At 69.7% G+C, this 13370-nt stretch carries 12 protein-coding genes and 2 pseudogenes; 8 read left to right on the top strand and 6 right to left on the bottom strand.

Annotated elements, in window-relative coordinates:
• The first annotated feature begins 55 nt into the window (after positions 1–55).
• The 7 genes and pseudogenes from OG700_RS13770 (at position 56) to OG700_RS13740 (ending at position 6835) form a co-directional block, all read left to right on the top strand.
• Positions 56–1006: a Dyp-type peroxidase gene (locus OG700_RS13770; RefSeq protein WP_405613289.1), complete on the top strand. Its 951-nt coding sequence runs from the start codon at positions 56–58 to the stop codon at positions 1004–1006.
• Positions 1007–1680: 674 nt separating this feature from the next.
• Positions 1681–2370 (top strand): annotated as a pseudogene (locus tag OG700_RS13765) (Gfo/Idh/MocA family protein); the annotation flags it as partial.
• 100 nt (positions 2371–2470) lie between these two features.
• Positions 2471–2755, top strand: a complete 285-nt coding sequence (locus tag OG700_RS13760; protein WP_405622270.1) for a hypothetical protein — start codon at positions 2471–2473, stop codon at positions 2753–2755.
• Positions 2756–3126: 371 nt separating this feature from the next.
• The gene (locus OG700_RS13755) at positions 3127–3858 is read left to right on the top strand and encodes an RNA polymerase sigma factor (protein WP_405613287.1); all 732 of its coding nucleotides are present in this window, start codon (positions 3127–3129) and stop codon (positions 3856–3858) included.
• Positions 3858–5021, top strand: coding sequence for a hypothetical protein (locus tag OG700_RS13750; RefSeq protein WP_405613285.1), 1164 nt, complete (start codon positions 3858–3860; stop codon positions 5019–5021). Before OG700_RS13755 ends, OG700_RS13750 begins: the two co-directional genes overlap by 1 nt.
• Before the next feature lie 310 nt (positions 5022–5331).
• Complete coding sequence (locus tag OG700_RS13745) at positions 5332–5502, top strand: hypothetical protein (RefSeq protein ID WP_405613283.1); 171 nt, start codon at positions 5332–5334, stop codon at positions 5500–5502.
• A 133-nt stretch (positions 5503–5635) separates the two neighbouring features.
• Positions 5636–6835 (top strand): JmjC domain-containing protein, encoded by a 1200-nt coding sequence (locus OG700_RS13740; protein ID WP_405613281.1) that lies wholly within the window; start codon positions 5636–5638, stop codon positions 6833–6835.
• A 73-nt stretch (positions 6836–6908) separates the two neighbouring features.
• On the opposite strand, the gene OG700_RS13735 is transcribed toward OG700_RS13740, so the two are convergent.
• A complete protein-coding gene (locus OG700_RS13735) occupies positions 6909–7844 on the bottom strand; it encodes a L,D-transpeptidase family protein (protein WP_405613279.1) in 936 nt (311 codons plus the stop codon).
• A 443-nt stretch (positions 7845–8287) separates the two neighbouring features.
• Here OG700_RS13735 and OG700_RS13730 point away from each other — a divergent pair, with 443 nt between their 5' ends.
• The gene (locus OG700_RS13730; RefSeq protein ID WP_405613277.1) at positions 8288–9898 is read left to right on the top strand and encodes a methylmalonyl-CoA mutase; all 1611 of its coding nucleotides are present in this window, start codon (positions 8288–8290) and stop codon (positions 9896–9898) included.
• Positions 9899–10004: 106 nt separating this feature from the next.
• On the opposite strand, the gene OG700_RS13725 is transcribed toward OG700_RS13730, so the two are convergent.
• From OG700_RS13725 to OG700_RS13705, 5 genes and pseudogenes are all read right to left on the bottom strand, one after another.
• The gene (locus OG700_RS13725) at positions 10005–10952 is read right to left on the bottom strand and encodes an MIP/aquaporin family protein (RefSeq protein WP_405613275.1); all 948 of its coding nucleotides are present in this window, start codon (positions 10950–10952) and stop codon (positions 10005–10007) included.
• A gap of 227 nt (positions 10953–11179) precedes the next feature.
• Positions 11180–12073, bottom strand: coding sequence for a hypothetical protein (locus tag OG700_RS13720; protein WP_405613273.1), 894 nt, complete (start codon positions 12071–12073; stop codon positions 11180–11182).
• Positions 12074–12086: 13 nt separating this feature from the next.
• Complete coding sequence (locus OG700_RS13715) at positions 12087–12353, bottom strand: hypothetical protein (protein ID WP_405613271.1); 267 nt, start codon at positions 12351–12353, stop codon at positions 12087–12089.
• 10 nt (positions 12354–12363) lie between these two features.
• Positions 12364–12839 (bottom strand): annotated as a pseudogene (locus OG700_RS13710) (FAD-dependent monooxygenase); the annotation flags it as partial.
• The gene (locus tag OG700_RS13705) at positions 12785–13309 is read right to left on the bottom strand and encodes an FAD-dependent monooxygenase (protein WP_405613269.1); all 525 of its coding nucleotides are present in this window, start codon (positions 13307–13309) and stop codon (positions 12785–12787) included. The pseudogene OG700_RS13710 and the gene OG700_RS13705, both read right to left, overlap by 55 nt.
• Between the last annotated feature and the right edge of the window lie 61 nt (positions 13310–13370).

Below are 13370 nucleotides of genomic sequence, written 5' to 3'. Positions count from 1 at the left end.
TTCATCGACGGCCGATGAGCACTCCGGCGCGGAAGTGCATACCGCTGCGTCACGTGTGCTGGGAGTGCATCAGCCGGAGACCAGCGAGGGGTTCGTCGTCCTTGATCAGGGCCGGCCTGGAGAGGGAAAGGGAAATGCGGTAAGGGCGCTGGTCAGGGAGGTGCGGTCTGTCGGTCGGGGTGACGTCGCCGTCGGGTTTGGGCTGGGGGCCTCGTTGTTCGAAGGCGACCGGGCGGGGGCGCCTCGGCAGTTGAAGGTGATGCCCTCCTTCCCAGGCGATCTGCTGGATCCGGTGCAGTCGCACGGCGACCTTCTTGTGCGCGTCTCGGGGGAGGACGCCGCAGCGGTGCGGAAGGTCGTGGAGAGCGTCAAGGCCGTTGCTACCAAGGCTGATTGGGTCGTTCGTTGGGGCATTGACGGGTTCCGTGCGGAGAATCGTGTCGAGGAGGGCCGGGGGCTTGCCCGTAATCCGTTTCATTTCACCGAGGGGTTCGGGAATCCTGAGTCCGAGCGGGTGGTCGCCGACCGGGTTCTCGTCCGGGAGGGGCAGGGGGAGCCGGAGTGGGCCGTCGGCGGGAGTTATCAGGTCGTGCGCGTCATACGCTTCGCTACCGAGTTGTGGGACAAGGACTCGGTGCACGAGCAGGAGCGGATTATGGGCCGTCGGCGCGACGGGAAGTGGCTGGACGGGACGCCTGTTGGTGAGGAGCCGAACTTCGCCGCCGATCCGAAAGGCAGGCAGACGCCGCTCGACTCGCACGTACGGCTTGCCGCCTCCGACCGCCGCAACCCGCCCCCACTCGTGCGCCGCAGCTACAGCTACGACCGCGGTGACGGTGACACTGGGATCATCTTCAGCTGCTTCCAGCGGGATCTGGCCAGAGGCTTCGAGGCGGTTCAGAAACGGCTTGAGGGTGAGGCGCTGGCGAAGTACGTTCTCACCACCGGCGGCGGCTACTTCTTCGTACCCCCGCCCGGCGACGCCTGGATCGACGCCCTGAGTTAAAAGATCAGTTGGTCGAGTATTTGTTCAAGCCTGTGAGGGCCGCCATCCCCTGGCCTGTTGGACGCACAAAGAGCCTCTGAATAGGCACTCCGTGGCCTGAGTGGAAGCCGCCCGTTTCTGGCCGCTGTTGGTCACGCGGCCAACCCGTCGGGTCGGCCGCGCGGGCCGGCGCCGCCTGGCTATATTCACGAGTCGTGGCTCTGGCTCAGGTTGTGTTTGCGCCGTGAAGCGCTGTTGGTTCGAGTGGAGATGAAAGACCTGCACCAACTGCCTGTCACAGCAGGTGGGTTGAAGCTGAGGGCAGCCTGATCCGGGTGATGCCGGGGAGAGTGAGAGCGGCCCTGACAAAGCCGGCTGGAGGAGAACAGCGCCGCCGACAGCGTCCGACTCACCCCCGACCACATCGCCCGTCTGCAGAATCTGACGCCCGCGTCCGGCGCTCGCCATGCCGAGCCCGACATGGCCGTGATCGACCTTTAGAGAAGGCGCCGGGCGAAGAACTCCCCGCACACGCTCCACCGGCTGAGTCGTTCTGGCTCGACCAGGTGTCGACGGGGAGGACCGGGCACCCGAACCCCCCAATGAAGCAGGGGCGACCCTCGCGGCACGGATCGGCCGTACCGCGATCGAAGACGAACGAATGGAATTGGACATCGTGCGGAGCAAGATGATTCGTGTCGGCATCATCGGAGCCGATACGAAAGCGAGTTGGGCGGGGGCCATCCCACATTCCCGCACTCGCGGCGCAGCCGCAGTTCTCCCTGGAGGCCGTGGCGACCCGGCACGAAGAGAGCGCACGTCGCGCCGCCGAGACCTTCGGTGCCAAGCGGTGGTTCGCGGACCCCTACGAGCTCATAGGCGACCCCTCGATCGACCTCGTCACCGTCGCGGTGAAGGTCCCGGCCCACCGAGAGTTGGTGCTCGCCGCCCTGGCGTCGAACAAAGCCGTATACGCGGAGTCCCCGCTGGGCACGACCGTGGCCGAGGCACAGGAGATGGCCGAAGCGGCCGGTTCGCTGCACACCGCGATCGGTCTGCAAGGCCGGCTCAATCCATCGGTACGCCGCGCGGCGGAAATGATCGCGCAGGGGCGGCTCGGGCGACTGCTCTCGGCGCGGGTCACCGCGACCACATTCGGGAACGGCCCGGAGTCGGCGAGCGCCTACGAGTACTTCGACAAGGCGGCGGCGGGTGCCGGCTTCCTGACGATCGCGGCGGGCCATGTCCTGGATGTGATCGAGACGGTTCTCGGCGACATCACCGAGATCGACGCACGCACGGAACTCCTCTGGCCGGAGGTCAAGTTGGTCGACACCGGCACAACGACCGTCCGGGAGGTCCCGGATCATCTCGACGCCATCGGGAAGACCGCGTCGGGCGCCCCGGTCGGGGTGCAGATCCTGGCCGGCGTGCCCGTACCGGACGCCCACTTCGGTATTGGAAGTCCGTGGATCGGACGGCTGGTTGAAACTGACCGGCAGTCACCCCGCGGGCGTTCAGGTCGGCGACCTCGTGCTGTCGTCGAACGTGGACTTCACCCCGCCCGACAGCCCCGTCGCCACCGGCACCGGGCCCACCGCCGCCGAGATATGGACGGGTGCGTCCATCAACGTGGGCGAGATGTACGCCAGCCTCGCCCGCGACATCGCGAGCGGGACCCACCACACCCCGGGGTTCAAGCACGCCGCCCACAACAGCCGCCTGATCGACCGGGTCGGCCGGGCCGCGCGGACCGGTGCCCGTCAGTGACCCAGTGGGCGGCGGCGCAGCGCACTGGCCTGGGGAGGTTCGGGTGAACATCCAGACGCGTTGGTCACGCTGCTGGTCACGGAACCCATTCGGACTCGGCTTCCTGCCTGGTCAGAGAGCCGCAACTGGAGAGGACGACCGGGGCCGCCACCCCCCACAGGAGAGGCCCCGGTCGTCGTCCGGCGGGGACGCTGTGCGGCCCCGTACTCATGTCAGCGCCGGGAGAGCGTTTTCTGTCACACCGGGGGTGGTCGGCAAGTTGTTGCGGGTTGTACAAATTATGGACTTGGGCATCAGGGAGGCCGTAGCGTGCAGGAGCGCGTGGGGGCGCGCGGCAGTGACCAGCTGCGATTCAAGACAGGTTGTGTGGAGTGCTGGGGGACGACGCGGAGCTCACCGCCGCGGTGCTCGCGGCACAGGACGGGAACGAGAACGCCTTCCGGACTGTGTACCGCGCCGTGCATCCGCGGTTGTTGGCCTACATACGAACGCTCGTCGGCGAGCCTGATGCCGAGGACGTGGCTTCTGAGGCCTGGCTCCAGATAGCCAGGGACCTTGACCGATTCAGTGGCGACGCCGACCGCTTCCGTGGCTGGACCGCGCGGATAGCCCGTAACCGCGCACTCGACCACATACGGATGCGTGGCAGGCGCCCGGCGGCCGGCAGTGACGAGACGGAGCTGGCCGGCAAGGCCTCCGATTCGGACACCGCCGACGAGGCGATGGAGGCCCTGTCCACCGGGACGACGATGGCGTTGATCGCCCAACTGCCGCAGGACCAGGCCGAGGCCGTGGTGCTGCGTGTCGTGGTCGGGCTCGACGCGAAGAGCGCGGCGCGGACGCTCGGCAAGCGGCCCGGGGCCGTACGGACGGCGGCCCACCGCGGACTCAAGCGGCTGGCCGAGCTGCTGGGCGCCGAAGATCCGGAGAACCCGGGACACCGGGAGAGCCGAGCGGACCCGGTGGGTATGGACGGCGCCGACCGCCGCGTCGGGCACGGTCCGGAGCTGGGATCCGTACCGCCGCAGCGTGGCCGACACCAGGGTGCTCCCGAGCCGGCCGGTGTGACGCATTCGCCGGCGGGGACGCAGAAGGACATGTGATGGCGCACGAGCGTGAGACGTGGCTCGACCACGGCGCCGCGGAGCTTCTGCTGCGCGGCAGGCCGGTCGAGACCACCGACATACACGCCCAGGCGCAGGCCGACCGGCTCGCCAGGGTTCTTGAGGAAGCCGCGCCCGAGGGGGCGGCTTCCGCCGAACTGCCCGGTGAGGCCGCCGCGCTCGCCGCGTTCCGGCAGGCCGTCGGGACGGCGGTCGGGGCTGCGGGACGCACCGCGTCGCCGGACGTCGACGCCGACGGCATCGGGACCGTACGGCTCGGACCCGAGCGCCGTGGGGTACGCCTCCCGAGGTTCGGGCGGCCGCTGCGGCTGGGCATGGTCGCCGCCATGGCCGGATGCGCGATCAGCGGGGTGGCCGCAGGTGCCGGTTATCTGTACGCGCCCTCCGCGGGCGAGGGTCCGCCACGGCCGGCCGACTCCGTCTCGGGCGCCGTGACACCGGAACCCCTCGCGTCCGAATCGCCGGGCGACAGCAGCCCCCCGGCCGCCCCGGACGACACGCCGGGCAGCCCGCGTACGGACTCGGTCCCGCCCGGTGCCACGGGCAGCTCCGGCGATACGGCGGACAAGGGCAAGGGCCACGAGAACGACAAGGGCGACAAGGGCGACAAGGGGCAGGCGTCCACGGACGACGGCCGGAACGGCGGGCACGACGACGAGAAGTGGTACGCCAAGCTCGTCCAGGCCTGCCACGACTACCGCAAGGGCGCGATCGCCCCCGGTAAGAAGAAGCTCCTGGAGGACGCGGCCGAGGGGCCGCAGGGCGTCACCCGCTTCTGTAACCAGTTGTTGAAGGACGGCCTGGACCGTGGCGGTCATTTCGACGACGACGGCGGCGGCGACGACGACAACGGTGTCACCAGCGGCAATACCGGCGGCAACGGCCCGCACAGCGGCGGCCCCACCGATGGCAGTACAGGTGGCGGGACAGGCGGCGGTACCGGTGGCGGGTCCGCTGGGCCGCCGAGCGGATGGCCGGGCGGCGAGTACGGCGAGACCATCGGCGTTCAGCTCCCGGAGGCGGGAACGGGCCTGGACAGCGACTCCGACGCGCCCTCCGACACCGACACCGACACCGATACCGACACCGGCGAAGGCGAATCGGGTTTTCCGGCCCTCGTCCCCGACCTCTCCGCGCCGTAACCACCCGCGATTTTCAGCCAGGATCGGCACCCCGGATCCGGGTGTGACGTTTTTTCGCACCGTGACGCAGTAAAGAGTGAGCCGACTGGTCATCGGCCGCGTCAGAGCCGGGGTTCCCCCCGTACCTTCGGCTCGACGCACAGTTGGCGCGGGCGGGATACGTTCCCCCGGTCCCGCCCGCGCCTCTCACCCTCCCTCTCACCCCTCCCGTGGGTCCTCGTTCTGGCGTGAAAGCTCAACTTCCCCACGAGTGAACTCCAGTGGCATCATTTCGTCCGCATCGAACCTCTGATCGGATGGAGCGATACGCATGAGCGACAGAAAGAGCACCTCCAACAGCGACGATCTCCTCGTGTCGGTGGAGGAGATGGGGAACGTGCACAACCGCGCCTGTGCCGGCCCGCTCGACGTCACGGCGAGCGACATCGCCTGGAACATCATCTGGCTGAACACCGATACCGAGATCGTTCCGCGCATCTGAGACCCGACTCGCAGGCCGGACGGCAACGGGGCCGCGACGCAGACGCAGCGAGGTTGCGCGGCCCTCGTGCCGAGCCGCCCGAGCCGCCCGAGCGGCCGTCGTCGCCGTTCACCGTGAGGCATCAGGAGGGGCAGTGGAACACAGTCTGGTCGCCGGTATCGAAGCGGCGTTGGGGTGGGACGGGCCGGGCCGGGTCGGCACCGGATTTGCCCGGGGCAGCCTTCCCGAACCGGGTCTGGCCACACGCCTGTTGACCCCCGCCCGGCTGCTGGACCTGCTGATGCGCAGGAGCCTGGGAAGTCCGCAGATACGTTGCTTCCGGGACGGCCAGGAGCTGCACCCCGGCCTGTATCTGAGCCAGGACGTGGGCGGCGCGGGCCAGGACGCCAACCTGGTGAACATGCGCCATCTCGGGGTTCTCCTGAGCGAGGGCGCGACGATGGTGCTGGACCGGGCGAACGTCTTCGACCCCACGCTCGAAGTGGCCTGCCGGGCCGTTCAGTGGTGGTCGGGCGAACGGATCTCGGTCAACATCTACCTCACCACGAACAGCACCGACGGCTTCGGCCTGCACTGGGACGATCACGACGTGCTCGCCATCCAGCTCTCGGGCGACAAGGACTGGGAGGTACGGGGCCGGAGCCGCGCCGTACCGCTCTACCGCGACGCCGCCCCGAACCACGAGCCCAGCGAGGAAACCCTCTGGGCCGGCACCATGAACCCCGGCGACGTCATGCACATCCCGCGCGGCCACTGGCACCAGGCCGGCCGCGGCGGTCGCGGCTCGGGCCACAGCCTGCACATGACGCTCGGGTTCACCACCCGGACCGGCGCGGACTGGCTGGCCTGGCTCGCCGACTGGTCCCGCGAGAACGAGCTGTTCCGCCGCGACATGGACGTCTCGGCCGACTCGGGGCAGCACCGGGAGCTTGTCGAGGCGGCTGTCCGGCACATCGGGTCCCGCAGCCCCGCCGACTTCCTTCTGGCACGGGAGCAGAACGTCGCGCCGCCCCGGCACGTGCCCTTCCTGCCGGCGTTCGGGGATCTCGAATCCGTCGTCTGCGTCAGCGAGTTCCGTCCCCGGGTGCGTGATCTGGGCGAGACGGTCGAGGTGCTGTCGTCCGGGAAGAAGCTGACGTTCAAGGCCAAGGCCCTGCCCGCGCTGCGGCTGCTGCTGAGCGGCCGGCCGGTCCATCTGGAGCAGGCGGCCGACACGGTGGGCGACGAGGTGTACCAACTGGCGGAGATCCTGACGAAGCACGAGTGGTGCGCGCCGCTGACACCCGAGTTGGCCGCGGGCCTCTCGGGTCTCGTCGCGGACGCGACCGCCTGACGGGGCTCATCGCACAGCGGGCCGCGTCCGTCAGGCCGCGGCCCGCTCCCCGCTCGCTATCCGTAGCCGCTCGCTACCAGTAGACGACGACCTTGTCGCCGGTCCGCACCTGCTCGAAGAGCGACGCGATCTTCTTCTCGTCCCGTACGTTGACGCACCCGTGCGACGCCCCGGTGTAGCCCTGGGCCGCGAAGTCCGCCGAGTAGTGCACCGCCTGGCCGCCGCTGAAGAACATCGCGTACGGCATCGGGGTGTCGTACAGCGTCGAGACATGGTGCCGGGACTTCCAGCCCACCTTGAACACGCCCTCGCGGGTCGGTGTGTACTGCGAGCCGAACCGGACGTCCATCGTCGACATCACCTTCCCGTCGATCATCCAGGACAGCGCCCGGCTGGTCTTGCTGATGCAGAGCACCCGGCCCGTCATGCACCGTTTGTCCGGCTTGGGGGCGGGCTTCTCGGCGGCCGGCGGGCGCAGTTGGGCGGCGGTCGGCTTCTTCGTCATCCCGAGCAGCTTCTGCCAGGTGACGGTGTCGGTCGTGCCGGTGCGCGGCAGGCCGCGCTTGGCCTGGAAGGAGGAGACGGCGTCGGCCGTGACCGAGCCGTAGTAGCCGGTGGGGGCGCGGTTGAAGTGGGCGATCTGCCGCAGCCTGGCCTGGAGTTCGCGTACCTGGTCGCCCTCGGCGCCGTTCGCCAGCACGGTCTTCGGCTTCGGCGGCGCGGGCTTCTCGGTCGCGCTCCTCGACGGCGCGGCGGACGGGGTGGCCGGCGGCTTCGACGCGGTGGCCGGCTTGTCCGACGGCGTTGTCGACGCCGGTCCCGCCGGCTCGATGCGGACGCCGGTGCCGCTGCCGCCGCCCGGCTTGTCGTCGGTCCCGCCCGCCGGATCGGTCACCACCTGGGCCGAACAGCCGACGGTGAGCGCGAGCACGGCACCGGTGGCGAGCGCGACGCGGAGCGCGGACTTACGCGGCGCGGCGGAATGTGTCCGCGTTGATGATCTGGGCAACTTGGTCCCCCTGTCTGCCACTGAGCTGCTGAAGATGGCGAGTATGGCGAGTACGGCGAGTACGGCGAGTATTCGTTGAGCCGGGCCGTTGAGCTGGTCTCTTGAGCTGGTTCCTTGAGCTGGTCTCGTGAACTGGTCCGTTGAACCGGCACGTATCTCCGTAAGACAGCTCAGGCCCCGTTCCGGTTGCCCGGACGAGCGCGTCTTCGCGTAAAAACTTCCCGGCGGTGGAATTTCACCCCGGTGGCCCGCGAAAGGAAAGCACGTCCCGACCGCAGAGCCTTCCCGACAAACACCGTCGCGCGCAACCACGCGAAACCAGCAGCCCGAACGGGACCGGAAACCGGCCCCCGACACTTCCCATGGCTCATATCGCCGTGCCGACGCCGCCCGCATGATGGACGCGACGGCAACCCTGAGCAGGAGCGACGGAGGCGGAGCGGATGGGACACGAGCCCGGCGACGAGGGATCGACGCGGCGTACGGAGAGCGGTGTGCCGGTCGAGCCGGTCTACGGCCCCGAGGCGCTGGCCGGCTGGGACCCGGCCGAGCGGCTCGGCGAGCCGGGCTCGTACCCGTACACCCGAGGGGTGTACCCGTCGATGTACACCGGCCGGCCGTGGACGATGCGCCAGTACGCGGGCTTCGGCACCGCCGTCGAGTCCAACGCCCGCTACCGGCAGTTGATCGCCCACGGCACCACCGGCCTGTCCGTCGCGTTCGACCTGCCGACTCAGATGGGCCACGACAGCGACGCGCCGATCGCGAGCGGTGAGGTCGGCAAGGTCGGGGTCGCCATCGACTCCATCGACGACATGCGGATCCTCTTCGGCGGCATCAGGCTGGACCAGGTCTCCACGTCGATGACGATCAACGCACCGGCCGCGCTCCTGCTGCTGCTCTACCAACTGGTCGCGGAGGAGCAGGGCGCACCGGCCGCCACGCTCACCGGCACGGTGCAGAACGACGTACTCAAGGAGTACATCGCGCGTGGTACGTACATCTTCCCGCCGAAACCCTCACTGCGGCTGATCGCGGACATTTTTCAGTACTGCCGGACGGAGCTTCCCCGCTGGAACACGATCTCGATCTCCGGATATCACATGGCCGAGGCGGGGGCGACGCCCGCGCAGGAGATCGCGTTCACGCTGGCGGACGGTATCGAATACGTCCGTACGGCCATCGCCGCCGGAATGGACGTGGACGACTTCGCGCCCAGGCTCTCCTTCTTCTTCGTCGCGCGTACGACCCTTCTCGAAGAAGTGGCCAAATTCCGTGCCGCCCGCCGCATTTGGGCCAGGGTGATGCGCGAGGAATTCGGCGCGAGGAATCCGAAGTCGCTGATGCTCCGCTTCCACACCCAGACGGCGGGCGTGCAACTGACCGCGCAACAGCCCGAGGTGAACCTCGTGCGGGTGGCGGTCCAGGGGCTGGCCGCTGTCCTCGGCGGTACGCAGTCGCTGCACACGAACTCCTTCGACGAGGCGATCGCGCTCCCCACGGACAAGTCGGCGCGGCTCGCGCTGCGTACGCAGCAGGTGCTCGCGTACGAGACCGATGTCACCGCGACCGTCGACCCGTTCGCCGGTTCGTACGCCGTCGAGCGGATGACGGACGACGTGGAGGAGGCGGCGCTGGCGCTGATGGCCCGCGTCGAGGATCTGGGCGGTGCGGTCGAGGCGATCGAACGCGGCTTCCAGAAGGGCGAGATCGAGCGGAGCGCGTACGCCGTCGCCCGTGAGACGGACAGCGGGGAGCGTGTCGTGGTCGGCGTCAACCGCTACCGGATGGACGCGGAGGAGCCGTACGAGCCGCTGCGTGTCGACCCGGCGATCGAGGCCCAACAGGCAGCCCGGCTGGCGGCGTTGCGCGCGGAGCGCGACCAGGGCGAGGTGGACGCGGCGCTGGCGGAGCTGCGGCGGGCGGCTCAAGGAGAGACCGAGAACGTGCTGTACCCGATGAAGCGGGCGCTCAAGGCGCGGGCGACGGTGGGGGAGGTGTGCGACGCGCTGCGGGAGGTGTGGGGCTCGTACGTCCCGGCGGAGACGTTCTGACGACCGGTCACCGCCACCACACGAGGGTGGGCGGTCACGGACGGGAATCCCGTCCGTGACCGCCCACCCTCATGTGTGCGGACGGTGTGTGCCGACGTGTGTGCCGCTATTCCTCGTCCGTCCCCTTCTCGGGCCGGGTGTCGCCCACCTCCTGCGTGGCGGCTCGCAGCACACGCATGTGGAGGATGTCGCCGATGAACAGGTCGTAGATCAGCACCCCGATCACGCCGCCGATCAGCGGCCCGACGATGGGAATCCACCAGTAGTGGCTGAAGGCCCCCGCCAGGCTGCCCGGCATCGCCAGATCCCCCCATCCCGCGGCCCAGGCGAGCAGACGCGGGCCGAGGTCACGGGCCGGGTTGATGGCGTAGCCGGCGTTCGCTCCGTAGGACATGCCGATCGCCGCGACGGCGAATCCGATGATCAACGGGCCGAGGTTGGCCTTCACGGCGGTGTTGCGCAGGTCGACGACGGCGACGATGAACATCACCAGGAACATCGTGCCGACGATCTGGTCGATCAGCGGTCCCCAGATGCCGCCGTTGAAGTACGGCGCCGGGAACGTGCCGAAGATGGAGAACGACGCGAGCGTGTGACCATCGGTCTTCGGACCCTTCATCGCGGCGTCGAAGGTGTTGATGGCGTCGTGGTAGACCCCGTAGACCAGCGCGGCGCCGACGAAGGCCCCGGCGAGCTGCGACAGCATGTACGGGATGACCTTCGCCCAGGCGAACTTGCGGCGTACCGCGAACGCCAGGGTCACCGCCGGGTTGATGTGCGCCCCGCTGACGCCGCCCGCCACGTACACACCGAAGACCACGGCCATCGCCCAGCCCCAGGTGATCAGCAGCCAGTCGCCGGCGCTGATGAAGAACGTGGTGGGTCCCTCCGTGCGCCCCGAGCCGGGGAGGGCCGCGACCGCCATCGCCACGACACCGCACCCGAAGGCGATGAGTACGAACGTGCCGAGGAACTCTGCCAGGCATTCGCCTCCGAGAGTCGCTCGACGCCTGAATCGAGCGGGCTTGATCAGGGGTGAGATCTCTACGGCCATGGGTCCTCTTAGACTGTCGTCCGGTGCGCCGAAACGCGGCTGGGTCCCCTCCCTGCGATCGCACCCTAATGTCAGGTGGTCGGGTGAGCGTGGCAACGACGCGCCCACCCGACCAGCCGTCGGTCCCGCCCGACCAGGCGTGACGCGGCGGCCCCGGAAGGACGCACGACGCACGGACGGACCAGGCGCGGACAGACCGGGCGCGGACGGACCAGGTCGAGGACCGTCTAGGAGCCCGCGCCCCTCAGGCGGCGCAGGATCGTCATCAGGTCGTCCGGCGGGACGATGGAGAAGCTCATCGTCGCGTCGTCGATCTGCGTCAGACAGGTCACGGTGCCCTTGTGCCACCAGTAGATCCGGGGCGAGAGCGGCCCCGGGTTGTCCTGGTACGCCCCCAGGCCGAACGAGGCCAGATCGTTGATCGCGCCGACCGCGTGTTCGTCCTCCAGCGGGTGGAAGACGAGGAAATGCCGGCTGGGAACGGTGAACAGGGCACCCTCGTCAGGGAGTTCGCGACCGGTCAGGGTGCGTGCCAGATCGCCCAGGACCAGCGCCTTGCTCGCGACGAACATCGACCCGCCCGTCACCAGATGCAGGGTCGCGCCGCTGTCCGCCCCCACCACGTCGTGGTCGACGGGCTCGCCGAGAAGATGGGCGCGCCCGGCGGAGCGCAGCTCCTCCAGACCGGCGCGGGCGACGTCCCCGTCGTCCAGCAGCCGCAGGGAGTCGGGCAGGTCCAGTGCGAGGGCTTCGAGCAGTCCGGCCGCCACCGGACGCAGGTAGCTGAAGGACGCCGCCGCCTCGGCCGGGATGGCGTCGTCGGGTATGAGCCGCAGACACACGCGCCCGAGTATGTCCTCGGCGCCGGCGTCCGCCGAACGTGTCGCGTTGTCCAGGGCGTCGAAGTGGTGCTCCACGAGCTGGGGCCAGGCTCCGGGCTCGGCGCGGCGGCACAGCTCGGCGAGGTTGTAGAGCGAGCGGGTGCCCCGGTCGGCGTGCACGGTGTCGCCGCTGACGGTCACCGAGTCGCCCTGGCGGGCGTGGTACTGGCGCACCAACTCGCGCAGATACTCGGCCTGTTCGGTGGTCAGCGCGGGCAGGTGGGAATCGAAGGAACTCATGGGCCAAGTCTAATTACGAAGTCTCCCCACCGAGCTTCGCCAGCCACGCGCCGAGCCCCGTCGCGTCCTCGCCCGCCCAGCCGATGTAGCCGTCCGGGCGGACGAGGAAGAGCCCCTTGCCGTACGCCTCGTACACGTCCTGGTGCCGCAGGTGCCGCACGTGCACCAAGTCGCCGTCCAGCGGGGGCAGTTCGGCGTCCGTGCCGATGACGAGCAGGGTGAGGTGCGGCCCCCGTGCGCCGTTCGCTCTCGTACGTGTCGAGCAGCGCGGGCGCCGCACCGTACCGGATCACCGCTCCCAGCTTCCAGCCCAGGTTGTACGCGTCCTGGATGCTGGTGTTGAGCCCTGGCCGCCCGCCGGTGAGTGGATGTGGGCGGCGTCGCCCGCGAGGAAGACCCGGCCGACGGCGAAGCGGTCCGCGAGCGCGGCGCGCGGCCGTAAGTCCGAGGACCAGCGGACCTCGGTGACGTCCGCCTCGGTGAGATGCGTACGCGCGGCGACGAGGGACCGTACGCCCGCCGCCGAGGTGTCCGGCGTGGAGCCGTCCTTGAACTGCGCGGTGAGCTGGAAGTCCCCGGTGCCCGGCAGCGGGCAGACCGACAGGTAGGAGCCGTCTGCGCCGACGAAGAAGTGCCAGTTCAGCCGGTCCAGCGCGGTGGGGATACGGACGTCGGCGACGAGCATCGGCGCCGGGTCGACGCTCTCGCCGGTCATCGCGACGCCGAGCAGTCCGCGTACGGTGCCGCGCCCGCCGTCCGCGGCCACGGCGTACCGGGCGCGGATCGGAGCCGGTCACTTGACAGCGTCGCCGTCACCCCGTCCGCGTCCTGCGCCAGCCCGGTCAGCGCCGTACCGAAGTCGACGCTCCCGCCCAGCTCGGTCAGGCGCGCGAGGAGGATTTCCTGGGTGCGCCACTGCGGGACGAGCCAGGGACCGGCGTACGGCGCCGACGCGGTCGGCGCGACGTCCTCGAACATCCGGTGCTCGCCCTGCCGTTGACCGTCCTGCCAGACCATGCCGACCGGCGCGGGGCCGCCCGCCGCGAGCATGGCGTGGATGACGCCGACGTCGTCAAGTACCTCCAGGGTGCGCGGCTGGACGCCTTTGCCGCGCGCTCCGGGGAAGAGGTGGTCGGCCTGCTCCACGACGCGTCCGGAGATCCCGCGTCGCCGCAGGTCGCAGGCGAGGGCGAGGCCGGTGGGCCCGGCGCCGACGACGAGTACGTCCGTTTCCATGACCGTCTCCTTGTCCCCGGACAACGACACCAGTCGTCCGCCGCGCGCTGACCTGCGGCGA

Source organism: Streptomyces sp. NBC_01508 (assembly GCF_045040315.1).
Lineage (GTDB): Bacteria > Actinomycetota > Actinomycetes > Streptomycetales > Streptomycetaceae > Streptomyces.
The sequence above is the reverse complement of the archived record's forward strand: the minus strand, read 5'-3'. Positions and strand labels throughout refer to the sequence as shown.

Coding starts and splice junctions, on each gene's coding strand:
- OG700_RS13750 (WP_405613285.1), top strand. CDS start 3,858: ATGGCGCACGAGCGTGAGACGTGGCTCGACCACGGCGCCGCGGAGCTT.
- OG700_RS13745 (WP_405613283.1), top strand. CDS start 5,332: ATGAGCGACAGAAAGAGCACCTCCAACAGCGACGATCTCCTCGTGTCG.
- OG700_RS13730 (WP_405613277.1), top strand. CDS start 8,288: ATGGGACACGAGCCCGGCGACGAGGGATCGACGCGGCGTACGGAGAGC.
- OG700_RS13725 (WP_405613275.1), bottom strand. CDS start 10,952: ATGGCCGTAGAGATCTCACCCCTGATCAAGCCCGCTCGATTCAGGCGT.
- OG700_RS13720 (WP_405613273.1), bottom strand. CDS start 12,073: ATGAGTTCCTTCGATTCCCACCTGCCCGCGCTGACCACCGAACAGGCC.
- OG700_RS13705 (WP_405613269.1), bottom strand. CDS start 13,309: ATGGAAACGGACGTACTCGTCGTCGGCGCCGGGCCCACCGGCCTCGCC.